Source organism: Novipirellula artificiosorum, from assembly GCF_007860135.1.
GTDB lineage: Bacteria > Planctomycetota > Planctomycetia > Pirellulales > Pirellulaceae > Novipirellula_A > Novipirellula_A artificiosorum.
Window position 1 is genome coordinate 209,055 of the sequence record NZ_SJPV01000002.1, and the last position, 22,891, is coordinate 231,945.

Sequence of the window (22,891 nt, forward strand, 5' to 3'; positions counted from 1 at the left end):
AACGGTAAATCACTGCAACTCGATGCACCAGTGTTTTCAAAATGAAACAACAAGCGGAAATATCCATCGCGAAAAGCAATCACTCACCCTTCCGATGCGGGGTCGGTGAGAGGTGTTCCTGGAGATCGCATTCCGTGATTCGGGACATTCATCCGGTGCCTGACCATCCAGTTAAATACCAAGCCCGGCGTTGTTACTATAACGAACATCACAAGTACAGCGAAGAACTCAATTGGAGGCAGCGCGGGTTGGTGGTATATCTCCCAGGCAGCGCCAAGGTAGGTGAGAAACGGCAAAGCAACCGCGAAGTACCGCCAGAATGTGTCAAGCTTGGGCATGCGCCACCGTCGAATTGCTAGCGCGAAAACGCCGTAGGTTGTCAGAACGCTCATCGCAATCCAGAAGACGGTCTCAATAATCGGCTCGCGGCTCCAAATGTCGTCGATGGTTCCGGCGATACAAAACAACCCGAATAGAACACCGTAAATCAAGACGCAAACACGTCCGATCGCTTTCCAAACCCCTGAGCTGTATCGGGAGTCATCAACGGTTGACGGAGGCTGATACGGATTCGATTTCGATTCAGACATGAAGTTGGCCATCAGCACACAGTCGCATCAGTGCGATAACTTGTATATCAGCTGAAGGACCGGTGATATTCCCTGAGGGGAGACCATTCTCACCGGATTCACCTTCGGTGCCGTGGGTGGCACTCACGTATTCTCGCCGGTCGACTGCGTATTCTCGCCGGGGAGGTGAGATCGCCTCTTTCAGTATTCTCACTGGTTCCAACGCTGGTGTCAATTCACATTCGGGTGTGATTGGAATTGCCAACATAAGGGCGTCTGTTTGTGGTAAGGACGATTACATGACACGTCTAAAGAGGGGAGAGGCAAACTGCCGCAGCTGCCGCCGGGGCAACGAGCTGTTCACTCAAGTGTCCAATCACACACTGGCACGCAGCCTTGATGGCGGATTCCGCAAAGCGAGAACATGTCGGAACAAAACACTGGGTTTTAGCCTGCTCTGCGCTGTAGCGATCACGCTTGAACCAAACCGAACTGAACTCGCACCCCCCCTTCAGCAATGCTGGAAGAGATATAGTTGCATATGGGAGAGGGCGGACCTTCGTATCGGAAGTCCGACCGATTGAGGAGGAGTTTCCATCAAATTGACCGTCATCGCCTGTGCGGATTACGCGACTGGCTGGTCCGTTGACGCTCGCAGATGACGTTTCGGTGGCGAGGTGCGTCATGGCTGTGTTTGAGCGATCCTGCCGTGAAGAGCGGGAACTGAAATGGGCAAAGATCTGGTTCTCGCATCTCGCCTCGTTCCATCGGCAATCGGGACAAGGCGATTGGCAATTCACTGTGGATGACGTGATTGCTTTCTCGCGGGCAAAGCTGCGCAGCGGTGCTCCGGCCTGGAAACGACTGATGATGGTAAGGGGCCTGATGGACTACCGACGACTGGTGCAGAAGCGCCCGCTGGATGACTTGATTCCGGTCCGTGAAAAGCTCCAAGAAGTCGTCGTGACGGAACGAGTCAGCGAAGAGGATGCCGAGGATATCGAGGAGGTCGTCAGCAAAATCAACTCGCGGGAACCAGATGTGATCCAACAGTACCGCAGAGCACTGCGTCGTGATGGCAAGAAGTATGCGACCGAACGAGCCTACGTTGGCAAAGTGAAGGCGTTTATGAGTGAACGGGCACTGAAATGCCTGGCTGACTTTGATTGCATCGGCGGGGCGGACGTGGAGGCTCATCTGACCGACTTGGCGGTTGATGGCAACGTGGCTCCTTCGACTCAGAATCAAGCGTTTCACGCTTTGCTGTTTCTCTTTCAACATGTCTTCAAGCGGGATATTGGCCGCATTCAGGCGATCCGCGCCTCGAAAGGAAAACAGATCCCGACCGTGCTGAGCTATGAGGAAGTTGAAAAGGTGCTGGGCAAAATGCAGGGCGTTTCACTGGTGATCGCGAAGCTGTTGTACGGGTGTGGCATGCGGATCAGCGAGGCGTTGGCGTTGCGGGTGAAGGACATTGATTTTGAGAACTCGCTGATCGAGATCCATCAATCGAAAGGGAATAAAAGCCGACTCGTTCCGCTGCCCGATGAGTTGATAGAGCCACTGCGTCGCATGGTGCGATCCCGGCATGTTCTGCACCAGCAAGATTTGGAAGACGGCGTGGCCTCGGTATGGCTACCCTTTGCTTTGGCTAGAAAGTACCCGTCGGCTGCAAGGGAGTTTCGTTGGCAGTTCGTGTTCGCATCGGCCCGCCTCTCGCGAGATCCGCACTCGTTCGCGATGCACCGCCATCACCTTCACCGAGACACCTTCCCGAGCCATTTGCGGCGGGCGGTTGAACGATCTGGAATCTCCAAGCATATCTCGTCACACACTTTTCGACACTCGTTCGCAACCCATCTGTTACGGGCCGGTACTGACATTCGGACGATCCAAGAATTACTGGGGCACAGCGATGTGAAGACTACGATGATCTACACGCATGTGATCAACCGAGAAGACATCCGCGTAGTGAGTCCACTCGATCGATTGGCGAAAGGATCACACCGTGAGTCCGCACTGCCGTCTACGGGGAGCGACGCCGGTGAGCCATCCGTGGGCCTCGCAGGACGGCAAGGCCAGAAGGTAACGAGCTATTGCTCAAAACCGATTGCTTGCCGAAGACTGCGAGTTCATCCGATCGAGGAGCGTAGCCAGAGTGGGCCAGTTCGTTCTAACACTTCGCCGGACCCCGCAACGAGAGTCAAGGCGAGAACCACCACTCCCACCGTACTGCCTGACGCACTCCGCCGATCGATCACGCAGCGGAGCTCATGTGAAAGCCGATCGGCACGGAGGGGCTGGCTACGAAGTTGGCTACCGTCGTTTGGTCGCAGCGCCACGAATCTCCGAAGTGGCTGATCAACGTCGTAGTGACATGCAAACGCGATTCCCGCCTGCTGGAATATCGAGATGGTCGCTTTTGCCCCGTCCCGCCGTCCTTGCCCACCCGAGCCAAAACGCTCGACATGGAGCTACGCCGACAAACCGATCATAAGTGACGGTGGCGGCGGCTTACGTTACTACCACCGAAACCAACAGTACAGCATCATCGCACTGACCGATGGCGGCGGAACAGTGAAGGAACGCTACGCCTACGACGCCTACGGAACACCTACGACGCTCGACGCTAGCCTCTCGCAGCTAGCTACTTCGTCAGAAAACAACCGTTACACGTACACGGGCCGCGAGTACGACGAAGCGTTAGGCCTGTATCACTACCGGGCGCGGATGTACGATCCGGTCGCCGGTAGATTCTGCTCCAGAGATCCGATCGGGTTTGAGGGGAGTCCTTGGAATGTTTACGAGTACGTCGGGTCGAGGCCAATCGTTAATTATGATCCGTTTGGACACGAGATATCAGAGATCTTTTTGCCGTCGCCGAGGGGCGTGGACATAAACCTATTTCCTCAGGACGATCCGCTTCATGCGGTTGCCCGGGACATGCCCTTTGATGGAGGAAAAATAGTCATCGGTGGACACGGTTATCCAAATGGAATCATCAAAGGAAGTGATAACGAACCGATATACTCACCAGAATTGATAGAGCGGGTTAAGAGCTTGTCCAAATTCCGACCTGGCATGCCCATTCTCCTTTTGGTTTGCGATGCGGGGAAGAACAAGAAAATGTGTCAAAACCTTGCAAACGGGACTGGCTCCACGGTCTGGGCCGCGGAGGCCCACTGCGAGTATCACTTCTTCACAATTACATCCATGGGTTTGCTAATCAACGTAGACTTTGACTATACCGAGTTTGTCGATGAAGATAAGAATGTAGTGTGGCCATTCCCCACGCCCCCGAACGGAAACCCAGCAATGCCCCTTAGAGGTCCCGTTCAGGGAAAGCCGTCGAAGGGCATTTCCAACAATAAGTACTCTTCGAATTTTGGCCTTCCGGCATAGATTATCCCTTATCTATGTTTGCACTGCCTAAGCCTAGTTTCAATAAACTGCATCGTGACTGTTGCACCTGTAAAACGGAGAGATAATCAGCAATGCTGACACTACGCAAATCCCAAAGTCAATGTAATGCCTCTCTTGGTTGGGAAACCATTTGTATCGCTTCATCTATTCTGCTTTTCGGTTCCTGTTCGAAGCCGGAGGATCCGATGAAACCAAGCTCTCTATACAATCGGTCAGCGACTGTGGATTCCAAATCGGGGAGGTTTATGTTGAGTGAAGGACAGCTTGCTGCGTTGCGACGCAAAGCAGAGGACGGCGACGCTGACGCAGCATACCGAATAGGGATGTTTATTGCTTGGTTCCCGAAAACAGCAATGAATAACTACGATTTTGACAAGTCAGATGAAACGTATTGGCTTCGAAAAGCGGCAGATCAAGGGCACGTAGATGCATTGCAGTACCTAGCCATATTGACACATGAAGAAGGTACCTGGGAAACGTCTGCCGTTCAAGAAATAAGCAACCCTGACGATCCCACTCCCTAACGCGAGGCAGTTCATTCTGTTCTCGCGTTTTCTTTTTGGTTGCCTAGACGTGGCAACTTGCCTTGGTCAGTGAAGACGACCCAGTGTGACTAGGGCGTCGATGGCTTCGCCTCTCTTGTGCGTTGCTCGGGTCTGTTGCTTCACCTTGAGCCAGAATGGATTTGTCGCCTGTTTGTGTCGAATTGCGAACGGTTTTGGGTTCGTTTTCACTGCCAGTGCGTGCAGCGATTCTGACCGTGCTTTTGCTCGCCGATTGTGCGGGGACATCAGGAAGCAGCGGAGAGTGATTGGCTTCATCCGTCTGCTCGCTTTTCTTCAGGTGGACCACGTGATTGCGATGACTCCTGCTCCGCTTCGACCAACTCGGCGAAACGAATGCGGACCAACTGCATGACGGGGTCATCCAGCTTCATGACGCCACACGCCAAGGATCGGATCAACAGGTTGCGAGTTTTGGCTCGACGCTGTGCGGTGACCACTCGGCGAAGGACGTCCTGTCAAAAAACTCCGATGAACCACCGAGACGGTGAATTGCGATAGAACTGTCGCGAAAAGGTTCTCTGTCTCAGAGGAGGTAGAGCGACCGGTTGACAGAATTGGCAGCGTTTCACAACGCAGAGCTGCAACGAGCGCAGATCGGTTAAACTGGACTGCATGTCAGTCACCCTCCAGCACCGAAACCTTCCTCGCGCCCACACGCACGCGGGAACCAAAAAGGACGCAAGGCGCGACGATCAAAGATCGCCAGCGTCTTGCTGTCGTTCGGCATGGCGGCGTTGCCGCAAAACGCCGCCTCAATCGCAAACAAGAAGACGAAACCGCCACAGACCTTTCGATCGATCCCAACAGTACAGCACCATCGCCCTAACCGATGGCGGCGGCACGGTGAAAGAACGCTACGCTTACGATGCCTAGCCGAATCAGTGGCGGATCGCTTCGGTATCAATCGCGAAGCAGTAAATCTCGCTTTTGTGCGCCGGTTCAAAATCGTTATCACAGCACACCCAGAGCGTGCGGCGGCCATCCGGCAACGTTTTCCCCCAGCAGATTCCCTCGGGTTTCTCTGCGGCCAAGTCGCCACCCAGACCAAATTGGGGGTCCAACAGGTCCAGCCAAAGACGTTTGGAAACGGGGAGCACCCGTTCGGGGACTGCCTCCGATGGCATCGATTCGATTCCCGCTACATCAGTGGCCAACGCCGTATCGACAAGATAAATCCGCTTCGATTTCGCTTCCGAACCAGAACGTCCATCGCGTTCGAGCACCAGGTAACGATCCTCGTCGATCGCTAAGACTTCGCTCACGCAATTTGCAAGGTCATCAAGACGGTAGTCATATTCACGCTCCACAAAACCTGACTTGCCCACCGCATCCAGAACAATGCAGCGGCAATTTAGCCCCAAGCATTTACCATCTCGGATCATCGCGTCTTGAACCAGCGGGCTTTGCAAGATGGCCATAAAGCGTTTTTGACTTGGACTCACCGCAACCCCCTCGAGCCCACGGTTGGGGTACACCCCTGTTTGATAGATTCCACCGATCGGCGACTTCAATCGAAACCGCTCGGGGATTTCCAACTCGGATTTAATCTGACCTGCCACATCGGCGATCACCAAGTGTGGTCCATACTCGTCACAGATCAGGATCGAACCGTCTGACAATCGCCGGACTCCCTCGGGATCCATCGCGGTCCAGATGTGGGTGCCATTGGCGGTATGCAAATCAGCATCGTGAGCAATCAAAGAGCCGACAACCGGAGCACCCGAGAAGGTGGACAGCATCCGTGTCGCAATCAACTGAAAATGAATCGTTTTGCTTGCGGGATCAACGACTAAATCTGCTTCATGAAAGCGGCAGGGATAGGTCACCTCACCATCGCCCACACCGCGGTCGGCGAGAAGCAGAAACCGATCCCCGACACCGGTATAGTCCATCGCGGACAAACCGCCGAAGCGATCCGATTCACTACCGTCTTCCAAGGTTTGCGTCAGGCCGCTTTTGTCATGCATCGTCCCGTCAAGCCGGACCACGCCAATCAACTCAATGCCCCCCTTGGGATGGCTAGACCGACGGGTCGTCGCCACGTGGGATGCAGCAGGAGCCTCGGCACCCAGATCCGCGGGCGTCAACGCGGCTACGATACCAGGAACCACGAACAACAACACCAGCGACTGTTTGAACTTCATCTTAACTTCCACTCGCAAAGAGTTTTCCACTGCTACTCGAACCAACGCCGTGAGCGTACGGATCGATGATCACCGGCAAACGTAGAACGCGTTAAGATTGGATGAAGAAACTCGGGCCGGTTTTACAGTTGGAACCTATGATTTATTGTGTTTCGAAAGCCGCCCCATGCAGTGATGGCACCGTTCCCACCCAGGTGTTGGCGAAACGAACCATCGCCTTCCTTCTTTTTCGCTTTGAAAGTGACCTTTGATGAATCAATCTCCCCGATTATTGCTCTTGTTTCCGCTGGTATTCGCCCTGTCGGCGATCGCTCCCTCGGCAGAGCCGCTTCGATGTGGACATTCGCATAACGACTACACTCGCAACCGGCCACTGCAAGACGCGCTCGACCATGGATTTTGCAGCGTCGAAGCGGACGTCTTCTCCGTTGATGGTGAGTTGATGGTCGCTCACGCAAAGAACGAGATTCAGGCAGGCAAAACCCTTCGCTCGCTCTATCTCGATCCGCTTCGCGATCGAATCACTCAAAACGACGGCCGCGTGTACCGCAGCGGTCCTGAACTCACCTTGTTTGTGGATGTCAAAGACGACGCAGAAGCAACGTATCAATTGCTGCGAAAGACACTGAAAGATTACCGTTCCCTGTTGACCCGTACGGTCGACGGTGACCAACGAGTCCGCGGAGCTTTGACGGTGATCGTCAGTGGAAATCGGGCCGAATCGCTAATCTTCTCCGATCCGGAGCGGCTGATGGGGATGGATGGCCGAATTGCGGATCTGGACCGTGACGTGTCGAGTGACGTCCTGCCAATGATCAGCGACCGATGGGGATCGCATTTCAAGTGGCAGGGTGAAGGTGAGATGCCCGAAGACGAACGACAACAATTGCGGGACTGGGTTGCCAAAGCTCATCAGCAACAACGTCGCATTCGATTCTGGGCCACACCGGAAAAGGAAAACGTCTGGAAGGAACTGCTTGATGCCAAGGTGGATTTGATCAACACGGATCACCTGACCCAGTTGCAACGTTTTATCCAGCAACAACCGATCGATTGATCGCTACCAGGTTGCCAGTGCGAGACTTGTTGCCATCGTCGCCGCGACCCGTTCAACGTATTGACCGTAACCTTGGCGAACAACTTCTGAAGGCTGTTCGCGTTGCACCACTTCGATGGCTCCGACCACGCGGTTGTCACGAAGAAGGGGCACTCCAATCCACAGAACCTCGGCGAGGTCCGTGCGACGATCTTGGAGCACGGAGGAACCGGATTGAATCACGCCCACTGCAAGCTCGGAACTTGCGGTTTCGTTGCACTCGGCGATTCGAACGGGTTCGGCGGATAAATTCGCCTTCCAGACCGTCGCACCGCGAGCAGCCATGGTATGGACTAACCCGTTGACCACAAACGCAGCCAAATCCTCGGCGCTGTGATCCGCCGTCTTCGCTCGCAGTTGTAGCTCTGCATTGAACATGCTGATCTTCGTCGCCACCGTCTCATGCAGCTCGACGGGTTCTTCGCGGAGCTCTCCTTCCTCGTTGCCATCCCCGCCATGAAGCGTCCTGTCATGGAGCGTCTTGTCATGGAGCGTCTTGTCATGGAGCGTGCCGTCAACGCGAACCCAAACGTGGCACCCACAGGCAGGGCAAACGGTGTCGCCAGGCGGAAACGGGCAATCGATCACGCTCTGCGTCCCACAGACCTTACATCGAAATCGTTCGCCGTCGGGATGATTAGTAGACGCGTTCATCAGTCATCGTGGTGTGGAAGGAGTGAGTAGCCCTGCACGGGGATCGGAGGGCGATTTCATGGACTCGTAAAATTTGGCGGCCGTTTCAAAACGGATGACTTTATCAGGAATCGGCGCAAAAGAAGGCAGGTTCAAGGAAAGGCAGTGCAGCCCCCCTTGCAGTTCTTTCAGACTGGTCATGTCGACCGTTTCGACACGATGGTTCGGCAACAAGGATTGATAAGCTCGTTTGGCTCGATCGATCAGGAAGGGCGGATCGGATTGAAACACCGGCATCAAAACCAAATCGTTGGCGAGGATCACGTTGGTATAAGCACTCCATGATGTCCCGTTTCTTGGCGGAATATCGAGACGATGCACGTTGAGCGGTTTGCCTTCGACGCGGACACGCGCAAGCCGGGCGGCATTACGGTCCAAGATCGCGGCATTGATCGGGTCGCTGCGTGGATCGAGTCGTGCAACAACGAGCTGATCGAACGCCAAGAACGTTGTGAACATGTCAACGTGCTTGGTTGCTTCCTGTTGCAGCGGCTCCAAAACGACCAACTCCGTCAAGTTGCAGGCCTTGGTGAACTCCTCGATCACCATCTTGCGACGCTCGATTTCAGGATCGAGTCCAGGCCACGGAGAGGGAAACTGAATCGCGTTGTCCTCGAAGATACGCTCGGTGGTCAAAGCCAACCGCCCGCCATTGCTAAGCAAGTTGCCGCCCTGAATGGTCCAACGCACGGTCACCAACTCGCAGCCGCTTCGCTCGGCCCAGATAACCGGTAACGCATCATCCTTGGGCCGTGATCCTTCGTAGAAAAAATCGATCGACTGGGTGCCTGTTTCCGTTTCCGCCAGCATCGGACCAAAGTCACGCAACCAAATGGTGTCCAGTTCGATCTCGCAAAAAAAGACATGCTCGTTCGGTAATCCACTTGGCTGCAACCAACCCACCACCCTGGCCAATTGATCTGGGTTGTTGCACAGGATCAATACATTGGTGTGACCGGCGGCTTTTTCAACGATCTGCTGTAGCACATAGGCATGATGAGGCTGCCAATCGCTGATACTGAGCAGCAACGCTCGTTGCGGCTCAAATTCGCCCGGCAACCGAGGGTAGCGACGATGCGCATTGGCTTTGCCCGCTTCGATTGCAAGCTGTTCGACGGCCGAAACCAAGGATCGAGGTTGAGAGGATCTGGCGACCGGATACGCCGCGTACCCTTGACACAGTGCCGATTGACACAAGCCAAGGGTGACTCCGGTCAACCAACAAACGATGCAAACGGCCTTGACCATAACAGACGACGCATACAACAGGGATAAAAACGCCCCGACATTGCTGCGGTGGCTGACCCGATCATTGTAGTTCGTGTTCACCCACCGGCTATCGGGCAAACCGCAACAACGCAAAAAAGAGGTCAATTCTGAGTGGCTTCTCGCAAACGTTCCGCGAAATCAGGAAGTGCAGCTCGAACACGCGTCCAATTCGGAATGGCAGCGGCACCGTTCGGATCGGCGCGGAAATCATCACCGGCCGCCGTCACACATTCGGCGAACGCTTCAATTGCCGCTTCTTCACTATGCCGATCATAAAACAAGTCGTTGACAAAAGCATCGGCGGCATATTGTCGAATACAATCTTGAGCAATTCGCATGTAAGAGGACCGCAGCGTCGTGAACGTCGCCCCTCCCAGCACCACGCCCTGGCTGGCCAAGGTTCGATAAATGGTTGTCATGATATCGGTCGCCATCTTGATCAAACCCGCAGTCTTGTTGTCCAGTGACATCGTTTGGTGCTTGTGTTCATAAAGCCTACATAGGTCGGCTTGGCAAACCCGTTTGTGCGAGGTATTACGAAACACTTCGGCCAACGTGCCGACTTCCAGCCCCCAATCGCTGGGGATTCGATTGGTGCGTGCCAAGTTTCGCGTGAGTGAAAATTCACCCGCCAACGGATAGCGAAAGTTGGCAAGAAAACGGATGAATTTGCTATCGGTAAACGTCTGCAGTAGAGCCCGGATCAACGGTGCTACGAGTAAACGCACAACCCGGCCGTGCATTCGGTCGGTGACTCTCGCGTAGTAGGCTTTGCAGAACTCGAAATCGAGCGCCGGATGTGCCATCGGCAAACACAATCTTGCTAACAGAAAACGATCGTAATCGACGATGTCGCAGTCATGCAGTACGAACGTTTCGATTTGAGGGTCAGCCAACAAGTAGCCAAAGGCCGTCCAAACACTGCGTCCTTTCCCCGGTGTATCGACAGGGATCCCCGCGTCGATCAATTCCGAATACAACGCTTGGATCTTATCGCCATCCGTCCAAATCACTCTCGCACGATCACCGAGCGGCGCGATTTTCCGGCAAGTCTCCTCGTAGTCGGCCAATTCCGGAGCAACGCCAAGCGATACAGCAATCGTATCGATGTAGTCCGCCCCTGAGAGTTCCTGAACAATTCGTTCAAACGGTTCGGCTCGCATGTCCGATGCCGTGACCGGCAACACCAAACCGATCTTGTTTTGCTGAGTCGATGCACGCAGCGTATCCTCCAGCCGGGAAAGCTGACCGGTACGCAGGTCATGGATCGTGGTGATCAAATCATGTTGATAAAAATCGGCCATACTTCAAATCTCTCGGGGAACGAGGATGCCATCAATCCAAGGGTGACATCACCATAACGCACGGCAAGAAAACGGTATAGTACGCAGTGTCGTGCGGCCTCACTCCAAGCGAGCTACCGCTCGGGGCCCCCTATCGCCGCTCGTTCAACCCGAATGGCCTGATCATCGGCCGAGAAAGGAACCACTCGTGACTCGCGACGTACAAATCACCCTGCAGCCAGCCAACCAAGTCTTGGTTGCCGTCGCAGGCAGCTCGCTACAAGACTTGCTTTTCGAGCAGGGCATGGAGTTTCCTTGTGGTGGCAATGGCACCTGTGGCAAGTGTCGCGTCCGCGTGATCCGAGGCGAGCTTGACACCTCGACGGAAGACGTCGCTCAATTGGGCCAACAAGCGGTTGCCGAAGGATGGCGGTTGGCGTGCTGCGCCAACGTTTCAAAGGATGTATCCATCCAACTGGCTCAGTTTGATGCTTCCGTCTTGATGGATGACACTGCTGTCGCCGTTTCCCCCCGCCCTGGTTGGGGCATCGCAATCGACTTGGGAACAACCACCATCGCCGCTCAATTGGTCGACCTGTCGACGGGGAATGTGTTGGCATTTCACTCGGGTCTGAACCCACAAACCCGCCACGGCGCCGACATCATGAGCCGTGTGCAATACGCGGTCAACGGCAACGGCAACGGCGGTGATCGACTGAAAGCAATGATTCACGACGCCCTTGGCAACATGGTTGAGCAACTTTGCCGAGATGCCACCGCCAACCTCGAAAGCACTCAACCGTTGCTCGAGATCATCATCGTTGGGAATACGGTGATGCATCATCTGTTTTGCGGTCATGACTTGTCGCCACTGGCCGCGTGTCCGTTCGATTCACCACGTCTTGCTGAGCAACGATTAACCTCAGCGGAGCTGGGATGGAACCTGTCGAACTCTGCTGTTGTCCGATTTCTGCCTTGCTTGGGCGGGTTCATCGGCAGCGACTTGTTGGCCGGAGTGATCGCATCGGGCATGGACCAATCGGATCGATTGCAGGTGCTTGTCGATCTGGGGACCAACGGAGAGATGATCGTATCCGATGGACATCGCATGCTAGGTGCCGCTACCGCAGCGGGGCCAGCCTTCGAAGGCGCCAAGATACAAATGGGCATGCGTGCCGCAGCAGGTGCGATCGACCGGGTGCGCGACGTTGGAACGCGATATGAATGCCATGTGATCGGAAACGTGCCCGCCAAGGGGATCTGCGGAAGCGGTTTGATCGACGCGATTGCCAGTGCTCGACGAATCGGCGATGTGGACCCCAGCGGGCGATGGGTTCGCGGAGGGGTACGTCTGAACTTAGAAGATCCTGTATCCCTGCATCAATGCGACATCCGAGAACTACAATTGGCCAAGGGAGCGATTGCGGCAGGTGTCGAAATCCTGCTGGGAAAGCTGGGCCACACGGTGGATGACGTCGCTGACTATTTCCTGTGCGGTGCGTTTGGGAACTATTTGGATATCCACAACGCGGTACAGCTCGGGCTGTTGACGTGCGACGAAACGAAGGTCAGCGCGATGGGCAACACGGCGCTACGCGGAGCCAAAACGATTTTGCTATCGGATGGTGGGACCGACAACCGGATCGCAAGGATCTGCTCTCGCGTGGAACGGTTTGGATTGAGCGAAGACGTTCATTTTATGGACGTCTATGTCAGCCACATGCATTTCCCTTCATGAGCCGATGATCCCCTCAATGGAAGGGGGCACTAAAACCGCAGCTCGCCACCAAGGCTTAGCCCTTGTGCCCAATAATCGGTTTCGACAAAAGAAAATGCAGGGTGCTGCGAACCGCTGATGGGCAAATTCGGCTCGGGAATCAGGTTGGGGTTCACGCGGGTATCGATCTGGTCACCCGCTCGAACGACGTTGGGAAAGTAGATGAGCGAATAACCGATCGTGCCGTGCAAACAACGTGTGAACCGAAATCCGAGAGTCAACCCAATTTCAGGGACCATCGAAAAATCCGTGCGTTCGTAGGTCCCGATATTGCTGGTTTGCGCGAGCAAGCCACCGGAATAGGTGTCTGTGACGCCAAGTTCCGTGATCGCAGTCGAACCGCTGATGCTCACCTTTTGCTTGTTGTTGCCAACACCGACGCGCAACATCGACTCGAGCCATGCCCGATTGAAGTTCGCCTGATAGACGACTCCAAGCTGCAACCCATTGAATTGATTCTGTGTTTCAAATGCTTCCGAAAGCGCAATCGTTCCCGGTGCACTGGGAACTTGAGACTCGAGATTTTCCGTGACACCCAGTCGATCATCAAGTTCTAAGTAGCGGTAACCGATGATCCAATCGACTCGGTCTTGCGCCCCATCCGGAGGACAGATCGTTGGATAGATTGGCAACATGGATGCACGCGCATTGATCAGGAACGATTTGAGATCGGAATCGGATCCGACGGCAACCGAACCGTTCACTAAACCGGGAAAAGAAACCAATTGAGCGGTTTGTCGATCGTTGGTCGTATCGAAAAAAGGTCGAGCAAGGATCGGAGCCCCGCTGCCGCTGGCGGAATAACTATCATTGTCTCCATTGAGCATAAAGTACTCGGCCTCGATGCCCCAGGTCCCCTGCGCGGTCAACCAGAGTCCAGCCCGTGTTCGAAACCCATTGGCGATATCGTTGTTGATTTCGTTTCCACCGAACAGGACGGAAGTTCCAGACATCCCCAGGATGCCGGCTTGATTTTGTGGTGTTCCCGCGGGGCTGGTCGTGACCAACGGTGGCGTTTCCATTCCGTCAGCCCGCCAAGCCAGGTACTCCGCACGCCAATACAATCGGTCCGACACCGTCGGAAGGGAAAACGACGGCATCTGCGGCAGCCAGTTAGCCTGGGAATTGTAACTCGACATGGCATAGGGATCGCTAATGGGCGGCCCCCCCGCAGCCATGTTTGGATAGCCAGGCGGGTACGGACTTTGAGCCCTGATGGTGCCGGTGGCAGCAATCGCGAGCACCGTACTCACGAAAATCGCGATCATGGACAACCGAGCGGACACAGAAGCAAACTCCCTTTTCAGATACTTTTGCCAGTTTTTCTCAAGAACGCTGGCAGCTGTTGCCGACACTCGGAAATTCGCCGCCTTGATGTCAAGAGGTTTTCACCGGGCAAGGGAGCGAAAAAACCCGGTGAGACGATCGACCAGGACGCCAACGGAGAATGCGGTTGATTGGCCACGTCGAAGGGACCAGCGAGACCTTTACAAGGCTACTTTTCTTCCATCTCCTCCTTCACCGCTGCCAAAATCTCGACCTGCCTCGATTCGCCATCGCCTAACACGACCGTCGTCGGCTCGGCGGTATAGTGCGCCGAACGTAGGCTGACGACAAAGGGTTCGCCGGGCGTGATTTGCTTGAACGTGGTGTTGAATGGCTCGCCCGCGGGATTGGATTGGAAATAGCGAGGCGCCATGAAGTGGGCCTGTGGATCCCGATTTGCTCTTTCCGCATCCTCAATTCTTGTTTGCGTTTCGGGGCCGTAGTGACCGTTGACTTGAATCGCTTCGGTCGGTGCCTTGCCGTCGGCCGTGCGAACCTTCACCGTCAACGTGGCCGCCGGTCGTACCGTCACCCGGATGGCTGGGAAGTCGTCTTCTGCTTTCCCTAACACGATCGCCTCGGCAGCCGTCGGCGGATGATCGAGGTTCATTTGATACAAGGCTGCGTCTCCCATCGAACAGCGAAACGCCAAGTCACGGATGTACCGACCTTTGGGGAACACAAACTCGAATTTCCCAGGCGATCCTTCAATCGGCTCCGCCATCACGGCATTTCCGAAATCACCTAGGGAACCGATCGACAAACGGGCGTGACTCATCGGCATCGCGTCACCGTCGACCACTTCCACCGGGATCTTGACCAGCGGCGCTGCCTGAATCACCGCCTTGGGATCAGATGAACTCGTCGAGTCCTTCAATTCATAGCGAATCGACGGAATCGGATAGGGTAGCTTCGTTGTGAGCGAATCACCGCTTCGATTGTCATGGTAACGTTTGACGGGAATCAAACCATACTCGCCCGCTGGCAACGGAGTGAACCGGAACACACCTGCCGCGTTCGAAGTGGCAAACATCAACGGTACGCGTGTCCCGGTAACCGCTCGAACCACGATTCCTTCGATCGGCTGGCCCTCCGCATCGATGACCTTTCCAACAAGCGACAATCCTGGTTTCAATCGAATCGTCGGTTGTTGCCCAAACGTCTTGGTTGTCGCTTTTGAGTTCGCTTCATACTCGGTTGGGAACCAATGAATCCGCTGAGGCCAAGTGTTGCGAGTGAAAAGCTGATAGTTTCCATCGTTGTCGGTTCGCGTCCAGAAGCCATGCGCGTAGCCACCGTTCCCATCACCGAATCCTTCGCGATTTCGAGCAAACATCACCGGCACGTCTTTCGCGGGTGATCCATCCGGATGGATCATTTTCCCAAACACCTTCACGCCTGGTTCCAGCTTCGCATGTCGGTGATCAATTTGTTTACCAACGGGATCATCCGGCATACGCAGCGGCCAGAAAGAATCACGACGGGGCAAGTATTCAGGGTGCGAGTATTCGATACCGACCAACGCCATGGCAGCGTCGACGATTGACTTGGGGACGCTGACCTTGTAGTGGCCGTCTTGATCGGAAACGAATGCTTTCTTCCACAGCGTCTGCTCACCGTCAGCGTTTACATGGTGCGTTCGGAACTCCCAAGAAATCTTCACCCCTGCGATTCTCTCGCCCGTCTCTTTGTCCTCGGTGGTGCAATCCCAATGATATTGATCCGAGACGTCCGCTTCGGAAACAGCTGGCTTGAGTTCAAAGTCCAGCTCGACGTCACCCTCGTCCGGTTGAAGTAATCGCGAAACCGCTGGTTCAAATGCCTTTGCTTCGATTCGCACGGAGTATTCCGGATAAGGATAGTCGAAACGACTCTGAAAACGCCCCTCTCTCCCACGTCTGCTGCTCTCATGGTCCCACATCATCGGACCACCGGTATCGAGCTTGTAGCCGTCAATCACCTCGAACTCTTTAATCGGTTGCTTCGTGTCCGCATGAACGACACTGCCGGTGACGATCAACGGCTCAGCAAACTGCAAGACATACGGTTCGTCGCGAGCGGTCAGTTTGGTATTGCGTTTGTCCATGTACCCACGAGCGAGCAAATCGAATTCAATTTCATCTTCCGGTGCGTTCTCCCAAACGAAGACTCCGTCGGCGTCGGTTTCGCCATGAATTTCAGCATCGGCTAGCGAACGGTGGCTTCGCCATGTATCGGCGAAAACATGAACGCCCGCAAGCGGTTCGCCGTCGGGTCCAACCGTACGAAGACGCAGCGTTTTCCCCGGCTTGAGTGTGATCGCGATCGGCTCCATTGCCTCCCTGACCTGAACGACTTCTAGCTCGGGTGCAAACTGTTTTGCAACGACCGTCAAAATCATCCCAGCGAATCCGGAGGGTTTACATTGCTCGAACGCAAACTCCCCGGCCGCGTTCGTCTCCGTTTTCGGATAGTCGGATCCGAGCCGATCACTACCCTGAAATACCACCGCTCCTTCAACCGGATCGCCATCGGAGTCGACGATTTTCCCCGCTACGGTGACTCCCTTTTTCATCACCATCCGATGAGTGCCGTCCCGCAGTGACTCGATCGATACCTGCCCCGCGGTTTCGCTGAACATTGAATCGCTGATGAAATCGGGATGGGTCAGTTTCAATGAAACTTCCGAGAACTGCTTCGGCATCACGTCACAAACCCAGCGGCCTTCGGCATCGGTTTGCACCGGATAGTCGTAGACGTAGGGTTGCGGGCGAATACGCTCTTTCATGCCCGTGGAATCTAATACCGATACGGTCGCTCCTTCGATCGGATTTCCCGCTTCGTCATGGACTTGACCACGAATCACCGTTCCCTTTGGCAGCGTAAAATGGAATTCGTCGCCAAGTTCGGTGTCCAAGTCGGCATGGTGCCAGGCGGCTAGATGAGGAACCCGGCGGGGTGCGGTGGCGTCGAGACGCAGATGTCTTGCGTCGTGGGGAAACGACACTTCGTATCGCCCATCGCCTCGTTGCTGGGGCTCGATCTTTTCGGCATCGTACCAAGCACGCAGCGCTGCTCCATCGATCGGTTTGCCATCCTCATCGCCAACGCGAACGACGAGCAAACGCTCCGACTCTTGTCCCACATTGACTGCCGTCGCTGTTTCCGACGGCGGATCGGCATGGACGAAACGGATCGCTCCGAGCAACAGAAACGCACAGGAAGCGCCCCCCAGCTTCAACGCGATGGTGCGGCGACGCAGGGGCAATTGGCGAAACGTTCGCTTGACTCGATCGAGGCGACGGCGGACATCACTGATGCGAGCCATGGCCAATCCAACCGGGCGAGGATGGCGAGCGACGCTGAGCGCAACCTTCGCCAACGTCCGCGAATAGAGGTCGGTGTCACCCAGTCGCCGAGCGGATTCGGCGTCGGCGGCGTCTTCACAGGCGGTCAGGTGTGCCGAACCGATGCGCCAACAAAGCGGATGCGGCCAAAGCAGACCGCTGACGACGTTGACAAGCCAAGCCCAGGACAAATCATGACCGTAGAGATGCGATAGCTCGTGAGTCAAAATGGCCGTCATTTCGTCGCGGTCTGCGGATGCAGCAATCGACTTGGGCATCAGTAAAATCGGTCCCGTCGTGGTCCAGCCAAGACAGGGCGAACCCACCCGATCCACCTCTGCAACGCGACACGTTCGAATCCCCATTTCGTCGCAAAGTCGCCACGTTTCCTGCCTGATCCAATCAGGCACTGCTCGGGAATCCGCAACCATTTTCTGCAGCCGTCGCAGCGACGTCACCCAACGCAACAAAAACGCCGCGACCCCCATAAGCCAAATCAGCCACAGCCCGTTCGGAATGCTCGCGATCGAGAAAACCCGTTCTGCTGCGGTTGCCTCCGTGCTGCTCGCGGATACAGGGCTCCGCACCGGAGAAGGCTCTGCGGAGACCGCTTCTGGCATTCGCATCGGCGATTGCCAAAGCGGGCTCGGATAGGTGTTGCTGATCGGTCCGAGGGTAAACGAAGCGTGCGGATTGTGCTCAAGCGAAACCGACGCGGTGGTAACGATCTTTTCCGGCGCTGCGACGGTCAAGGAAAGCGACGTGAAACGCAGTGCGTCCAGACCGGAAACGACCAAGACGCCAACGACCGCGGCTCGCCACAACAGCACTCGCCAGCGAGGATTCTTGTCGCGCAGCAGCAAGTGCAGGATCCAGGCGAGTAGCAAAACCACGGTCATTTTGCAAAGAACCGTGAACCACCAGGGGGCGTCGACAACCGCATGCGTCAGTTCCGTGAAGCTCGTACGCGTGATCATGATTCACTCCGTTTCTCTTTGAGGGGAGAACTGTCTTTTGCTAACCGCTCCAATTCAGCGATGTCATCGTCCGACAGTTTTTCGGATTGGACGAGATTGAACAGCAGAGTTCGCGTCGAACCTTCACAGAATTGGTCCGCCAGTTCACGGAGCATGCTGCGGAACGCGCGATTGCGATGCGTTCTCGCTTTGTAGAAGAACGCCTTGCCGACTTGCCGCCGCGAGACGTGCCCTTTGTCGACAAGGATGACAAGAACCGACCGCAAGGCCGGGTTCTTGATCTCGCGAGGGAACACCGCCTGGATTTCGGCCGGCTTCAATTCGCCATGCTCCCAAAGAATCTGCATGACTTCGAGTTCGCCAGCAGTGAACTGCGACATACTTGGCTCCTGTGTGACAAGGCAGCTGATGTGCAGATTCTCCTACACATTCAGCCTGCGGTCAACCCGCAATGTGCAGAAGAATCTGCATTTCTGGAAAAGAATGCCCCTGAAGCGGCATCACGGGGCAGTACTCGTGACAGGGTGCCGAGATTACGGATTCGCGTTTGGCCCCATGGATGCGTCAAGCTGGAAAACCTGCCCGTCAACCACGGTCGCCCTGCCTCCCTCTGCAAACAGCTCAATTCGATCGCTGCTCGCACTCGGAAAAATGAGGTCGGTGAGGACGGTTTCCCCCTCACCTCCAAACACCTCAACGCTGCACCGATCGACGAGCAGTCGGAGCCGCACTTGCCCGTTCGGGTCGAGCCCGAGTGGCCCAGCGTGCTTGCCCGAAAAATCCTGGTGAAACTTCACATTGCCCGATTGGGTCCGATCCACGCTCAGCGACTCGGTAGCCATGTCGTAGCCAATCTCGGTTTGTTCGTGATCCCCCTTCAGCACTCGGACACCGAACCTACGAGCCGTGCCAGGATCGATCACGAGCATCAGATCCAGTTGCTGGCCGCGCGCGCTGAGAGTGGTATCCCCATCCTCGATTTCCATGTTCGAGATCAGCATCGGTTCCTTCCGCAGTGACTCAATCGACGCGACGGGGCGTTGGCACAGACGCAACTGGTCGCCGATGCGCCGAAGGCTCAACTCTCGCGGAACCGACATCGCACTTCGCCACGGGTAGGTTGGGTTCAGTGCCGTCGACCAATTGTTCATCCATCCGACCCAGACCCGACGTCCATCGTCGCGAGGCAAATTGGAATAAGTCACCGGAGCGTAGAAATCTCGACCATAGTCAACCCATTTCGAGTCGGTCGAGTCCGCTCGAAACGTCTGGCCATCAAACATGCCCGTAAAGTACTCGCCACCGGAACCTCCCGCGACGGCACCGTTTCCCATATCGGCCTCCAACACCCAACGTGTATGCCCAGGTTCATTTTCGATCGGCAGCTCGAACAAATCAGGACATTCCCAGTTGGATTTGGAACGAACGCCTGCGGGACCAAACTCACTGAGCAGGGACCAGTTCTTCAAATCGGGGGAAGCGTAGAACTGCAATCGTTTTTCACGTGCCAGCGAGACCACCATGCACCACTTTTGCGAGGGCGGGTGCCAAAACACCTTAGGATCACGGAAGTCCTTCTTGCCCAGATCGATGACGGGATTCTCTCCATACTTGGTCCATGTTCGTCCACGATCATTGCTGTATGCGATGTCTTGCGTCTCACGTTCATCGCTGTGCCCGGTGTAAATGGCGATCATCGGTGGTTCGTCGCCTGTTCCAAAACCGCTGGTGTTGTTGTGATCGATGATGCAGCTACCCGAATAAACCATCACTCCGTTTTCTTCGTACATTGCAATGGGCAGGTGTTCCCAATGGAACATGTCTTTGCTAACCGCGTGTCCCCAACTCATGTGTCCCCAGACGTTGCCGAGCGGATTGTGCTGGTAAAACAAGTGGTACTCACCGCCAAAGTAGGTCAAACCATTCGGATCGTTCATCCAATTTAGTTCCGGAGTAAAATGGAAACCGGGACGGAACGGTTCTTGGAAATAGTCTGCTGAACTCCGGTATTCCTCGATGCGCCAAACTCCGGTGCCCGCGCGAGGGGATTCACTTTGCAGGATATGATCGACACAGATATGCCCCCACTCACCGCTGGCGTTATCAAAAATTCGAATTTGCGCGGATTGGCCTTTTAGCCCGGCAACGTCCCAGCTGTGCCATCGCAAGGTTTCAGAGTTGTCGCCCGTGGCGGTCCGGATCGCTCGACCGTCGACGAGCAACTCTACCGCCGCCTGATTTTCTCGCTGCCCGTTTGCCTGCTTGCCGCCTCCAACGAGCATCACGATATAGCGCTGAGCGATTTGAAATTCAGCTGACGTCAGTGATCCGACGTCTTCGTCCGAGGTGGCAAACGAGTTCGCCACGCCGCCACCTCGGTACCCAAGGAAACCGAGAGATTCGCCGCGAGCGGGCCTCGTACCAAAGGCGCTGCCTTCAATCGCCCACCCAGAATAGGAGTCACCTTCGAAGTCAGCGATGATGACGTCTTGGGCGACCACAGGAACAGCAGCCAGCAACACGAGCAGCAAAACTAGGATCATCGTTCAGGCCTTTTCTAAGGGCGGCGTGGGCATCTTTTGCGTGCTTCCGCTTGGAGTTCGCTGTATCGGCGGAAAACAAGAATTCTCGGGATCACGGGTCGAGAGCAGGGTGATGGCAAGCCGAGAGGCGTTAAACCGGCGATTGTACCGTCCTCGCTCAGCTACCGCGAGCTTCCGAGCGGCCACGTCCAGCGGGTTTGAGGGCTTCTAAACCAACCACAATCTGTCTATCCTCTTAGGCCGTAGCGGGTGTCACGGCGGCACCTAGATAGTGGAATTACGAACACACTCCGTGCAGGGTGCCCCCAGTTTTTGGGGGCCTGAAGGCGGCTCGGCACGAGTGCGATCACGGCAAAAATGGCTCGGCTGGCGAACGGGGTTTGCCCCGAGCGAACGTTCCCTGAGGAGAGAATCGTGAGTGGTAGAATCTACGTTTGGTTGCTGGCGGCGCTGCTGTCTTGCGTCGTCATTCCCGTCCCCGTTGGCTGGACGCAAGACGCCACGGTTGGAAACCTGGCTGCCTCCGAGCCGGTCGTTGCCGATACGGTCGAAGCGCCGCTGGACATTGAAGCGGCAATCGCCAACGCGGCGTTGGCCGGGCACAACGCCTGGATGCTAACCAGCTGTGCCCTGGTGTTGTTCATGACCGCTCCAGGATTGGCGATGTTCTATGGTGGGCTGGTTCGCCGCAAGAACGTTTTGAGCGTCATGATGCAGTGCATCTTCTTGATGGGGATGATGACGGTGTTGTGGGCTCTGGTCGGTTACTCCCTTGCATTCGGCGGCTCCGGTCGCTGGCTTGGAAACATGGACCACTTGTTCATGAACGGTGTTCAACGCTACTGGGATGACGCGGCCGGTATGCCGGTGACGCCGATCTTTTCTGCAGACATTCCGATTCCGATGCTCACGCATATGCTGTTCCAAGGCATGTTCTTTATCATCACACCTGCCCTGATCTGTGGTGCCTTTGCCGAGCGAATGAAGTTTAGCGCGATGGTGATCTTCTCGATGCTGTGGGGCCTGTTGATCTATTGCCCCCTTTGCCATTGGGTTTGGGATGGCGGAATCCTCGCCTATGGTGAAACCGGAATCGCAGGCGGTGCATTGGATTTCGCCGGTGGGACGGTCGTCCATATCAGCAGCGGTATCTCGGCATTGGTCGCTGCCATTCTGATCGGTCCCCGGATGGGATACCCGCGTGAGCCGATTCAACCCCACAATCTGACTTACACCGCACTCGGTGCAGCAATGCTCTGGGTCGGATGGTTCGGATTCAATGCCGGCAGCGAATTGCTGTCCGACGAACTAACCAGCAGCGCATTTGCCGTGACGCACTTCTCCGCGGCCGCCGGCGCGCTCGCTTGGGCGTTAACCGAATGGGTCGTGCTTGGGAAACCAACCGTACTGGGCGCCAGCAGCGGCGCGGTAGCCGGTTTGGTCTGTATCACACCCGCCGCGGGTTTCGTCCAACCGATGCCAGCGCTGTTGATGGGAGCCCTTGCCGGAGTCGTTTGCTACATGGCATGTAGCAAGTTGAAGCATGCTCTGCGATACGACGATGCACTCGATGCGTTCGGCGTGCACGGCGTCGGCGGGACCCTCGGCGCGTTGCTGACCGGGATCTTTGCGACCCGCGCCTGTTGGGATATTGCGGAGGGGCAGCCGCTTGGGCTCATCGAGTCGGGGAGCCCCAGCCTGCTGATCGGACAGGTGGTCGCCATTTTGATCACCTATGCATTCGCCGGAATCGGTAGTCTGATTCTGCTCAAAGCGATTGATGGCGTGATCGGGCTTCGCGTACACGCTGAGCACGAACAACGCGGCTTGGACATCATCGATCATGGCGAAGAGGGCTACACGTTCGCCTAAGATGAAGCCGTAGCATATTGCCAGCAA

At 55.7% G+C, this 22,891-nt stretch carries 16 protein-coding genes; 6 read left to right on the forward strand and 10 right to left on the reverse strand.

Annotated features, from left to right (window positions below):
• Positions 1-83: 83 nt before the first annotated feature.
• On the reverse strand, positions 84-590 hold the full coding sequence (locus Poly41_RS06590) for a hypothetical protein (protein ID WP_146525144.1): 507 nt from the start codon (positions 588-590) through the stop codon (positions 84-86).
• Between the two features lie 663 nt (positions 591-1,253).
• Between Poly41_RS06590 and Poly41_RS06595 the strand changes: the two genes are divergently transcribed.
• The 3 genes from Poly41_RS06595 (at position 1,254) to Poly41_RS06605 (ending at position 4,516) form a co-directional block, all read left to right on the forward strand.
• Positions 1,254-2,930: an integron integrase gene (locus tag Poly41_RS06595; protein WP_197231120.1), complete on the forward strand. Its 1,677-nt coding sequence runs from the start codon at positions 1,254-1,256 to the stop codon at positions 2,928-2,930.
• A gap of 51 nt (positions 2,931-2,981) precedes the next feature.
• Complete coding sequence (locus Poly41_RS06600) at positions 2,982-3,971, forward strand: RHS repeat domain-containing protein (RefSeq protein WP_146525145.1); 990 nt, start codon at positions 2,982-2,984, stop codon at positions 3,969-3,971.
• A gap of 92 nt (positions 3,972-4,063) precedes the next feature.
• The gene (locus Poly41_RS06605; RefSeq protein ID WP_146525146.1) at positions 4,064-4,516 is read left to right on the forward strand and encodes an SEL1-like repeat protein; all 453 of its coding nucleotides are present in this window, start codon (positions 4,064-4,066) and stop codon (positions 4,514-4,516) included.
• A gap of 293 nt (positions 4,517-4,809) precedes the next feature.
• Here the strand turns inward: Poly41_RS06605 and Poly41_RS06610 are convergent, their stop codons facing one another.
• Together Poly41_RS06610 and Poly41_RS06615 are read right to left on the reverse strand one after the other, a co-directional pair.
• Positions 4,810-4,995, reverse strand: coding sequence for a hypothetical protein (locus tag Poly41_RS06610; protein WP_146525147.1), 186 nt, complete (start codon positions 4,993-4,995; stop codon positions 4,810-4,812).
• A gap of 441 nt (positions 4,996-5,436) precedes the next feature.
• Positions 5,437-6,702, reverse strand: coding sequence for an esterase-like activity of phytase family protein (locus Poly41_RS06615; protein ID WP_146525148.1), 1,266 nt, complete (start codon positions 6,700-6,702; stop codon positions 5,437-5,439).
• A 250-nt stretch (positions 6,703-6,952) separates the two neighbouring features.
• Here Poly41_RS06615 and Poly41_RS06620 point away from each other — a divergent pair, with 250 nt between their 5' ends.
• Positions 6,953-7,759 carry a phosphatidylinositol-specific phospholipase C/glycerophosphodiester phosphodiesterase family protein gene (locus tag Poly41_RS06620; protein ID WP_146525149.1) on the forward strand — a complete coding sequence of 269 codons (807 nt, stop codon included), beginning with the start codon at positions 6,953-6,955 and terminating at the stop codon, positions 7,757-7,759.
• Positions 7,760-7,762: 3 nt separating this feature from the next.
• On the opposite strand, the gene Poly41_RS06625 is transcribed toward Poly41_RS06620, so the two are convergent.
• The 3 genes from Poly41_RS06625 to Poly41_RS06635 are packed head-to-tail and all read right to left on the reverse strand — an operon-like array spanning position 7,763 to position 11,064.
• Positions 7,763-8,452: a hypothetical protein gene (locus Poly41_RS06625; protein WP_146525150.1), complete on the reverse strand. Its 690-nt coding sequence runs from the start codon at positions 8,450-8,452 to the stop codon at positions 7,763-7,765.
• 3 nt (positions 8,453-8,455) lie between these two features.
• Positions 8,456-9,820: an agmatine deiminase family protein gene (locus Poly41_RS06630; protein WP_231615468.1), complete on the reverse strand. Its 1,365-nt coding sequence runs from the start codon at positions 9,818-9,820 to the stop codon at positions 8,456-8,458.
• Positions 9,821-9,861: 41 nt separating this feature from the next.
• Positions 9,862-11,064, reverse strand: coding sequence for a glycosyltransferase family protein (locus Poly41_RS06635; protein ID WP_146525151.1), 1,203 nt, complete (start codon positions 11,062-11,064; stop codon positions 9,862-9,864).
• A gap of 187 nt (positions 11,065-11,251) precedes the next feature.
• Here Poly41_RS06635 and Poly41_RS06640 point away from each other — a divergent pair, with 187 nt between their 5' ends.
• Complete coding sequence (locus Poly41_RS06640) at positions 11,252-12,781, forward strand: ASKHA domain-containing protein (protein WP_146525152.1); 1,530 nt, start codon at positions 11,252-11,254, stop codon at positions 12,779-12,781.
• A 29-nt stretch (positions 12,782-12,810) separates the two neighbouring features.
• Here the strand turns inward: Poly41_RS06640 and Poly41_RS06645 are convergent, their stop codons facing one another.
• The 4 genes from Poly41_RS06645 to Poly41_RS06660 all read right to left on the reverse strand — a co-directional run bounded on the left by Poly41_RS06645 (position 12,811) and on the right by Poly41_RS06660 (position 20,992).
• Positions 12,811-14,106: a BBP7 family outer membrane beta-barrel protein gene (locus Poly41_RS06645; RefSeq protein WP_146525153.1), complete on the reverse strand. Its 1,296-nt coding sequence runs from the start codon at positions 14,104-14,106 to the stop codon at positions 12,811-12,813.
• A 209-nt stretch (positions 14,107-14,315) separates the two neighbouring features.
• A complete protein-coding gene (locus Poly41_RS06650; protein ID WP_146525154.1) occupies positions 14,316-18,449 on the reverse strand; it encodes a M56 family metallopeptidase in 4,134 nt (1,377 codons plus the stop codon).
• On the reverse strand, positions 18,446-18,829 hold the full coding sequence (locus Poly41_RS06655) for a BlaI/MecI/CopY family transcriptional regulator (protein ID WP_146525155.1): 384 nt from the start codon (positions 18,827-18,829) through the stop codon (positions 18,446-18,448). Before Poly41_RS06655 ends, Poly41_RS06650 begins: the two co-directional genes overlap by 4 nt.
• Positions 18,830-18,982: 153 nt before the next feature.
• Complete coding sequence (locus Poly41_RS06660) at positions 18,983-20,992, reverse strand: glycoside hydrolase family 32 protein (RefSeq protein WP_146525156.1); 2,010 nt, start codon at positions 20,990-20,992, stop codon at positions 18,983-18,985.
• 468 nt (positions 20,993-21,460) lie between these two features.
• On the opposite strand from Poly41_RS06660, the gene Poly41_RS06665 reads away from it, so the two are divergent.
• The gene (locus Poly41_RS06665) at positions 21,461-22,864 is read left to right on the forward strand and encodes an ammonium transporter (RefSeq protein WP_390621410.1); all 1,404 of its coding nucleotides are present in this window, start codon (positions 21,461-21,463) and stop codon (positions 22,862-22,864) included.
• The last annotated feature ends 27 nt before the right edge of the window (positions 22,865-22,891 follow it).

Excerpts from the sequence above, each read along its gene's own strand:
- Poly41_RS06635 (WP_146525151.1), bottom strand. The coding sequence starts at position 11,064 with ATGGCCGATTTTTATCAACATGATTTGATCACCACGATCCATGACCTG.
- Poly41_RS06650 (WP_146525154.1), bottom strand. The coding sequence starts at position 18,449 with ATGATCACGCGTACGAGCTTCACGGAACTGACGCATGCGGTTGTCGAC.
- Poly41_RS06590 (WP_146525144.1), bottom strand. The coding sequence starts at position 590 with ATGTCTGAATCGAAATCGAATCCGTATCAGCCTCCGTCAACCGTTGAT.
- Poly41_RS06620 (WP_146525149.1), top strand. The coding sequence starts at position 6,953 with ATGAATCAATCTCCCCGATTATTGCTCTTGTTTCCGCTGGTATTCGCC.
- Poly41_RS06605 (WP_146525146.1), top strand. The coding sequence starts at position 4,064 with ATGCTGACACTACGCAAATCCCAAAGTCAATGTAATGCCTCTCTTGGT.
- Poly41_RS06615 (WP_146525148.1), bottom strand. The coding sequence starts at position 6,702 with ATGAAGTTCAAACAGTCGCTGGTGTTGTTGTTCGTGGTTCCTGGTATC.
- Poly41_RS06595 (WP_197231120.1), top strand. The coding sequence starts at position 1,254 with ATGGCTGTGTTTGAGCGATCCTGCCGTGAAGAGCGGGAACTGAAATGG.
- Poly41_RS06660 (WP_146525156.1), bottom strand. The coding sequence starts at position 20,992 with ATGATCCTAGTTTTGCTGCTCGTGTTGCTGGCTGCTGTTCCTGTGGTC.
- Poly41_RS06655 (WP_146525155.1), bottom strand. The coding sequence starts at position 18,829 with ATGTCGCAGTTCACTGCTGGCGAACTCGAAGTCATGCAGATTCTTTGG.
- Poly41_RS06625 (WP_146525150.1), bottom strand. The coding sequence starts at position 8,452 with ATGAACGCGTCTACTAATCATCCCGACGGCGAACGATTTCGATGTAAG.
- Poly41_RS06600 (WP_146525145.1), top strand. The coding sequence starts at position 2,982 with ATGGTCGCTTTTGCCCCGTCCCGCCGTCCTTGCCCACCCGAGCCAAAA.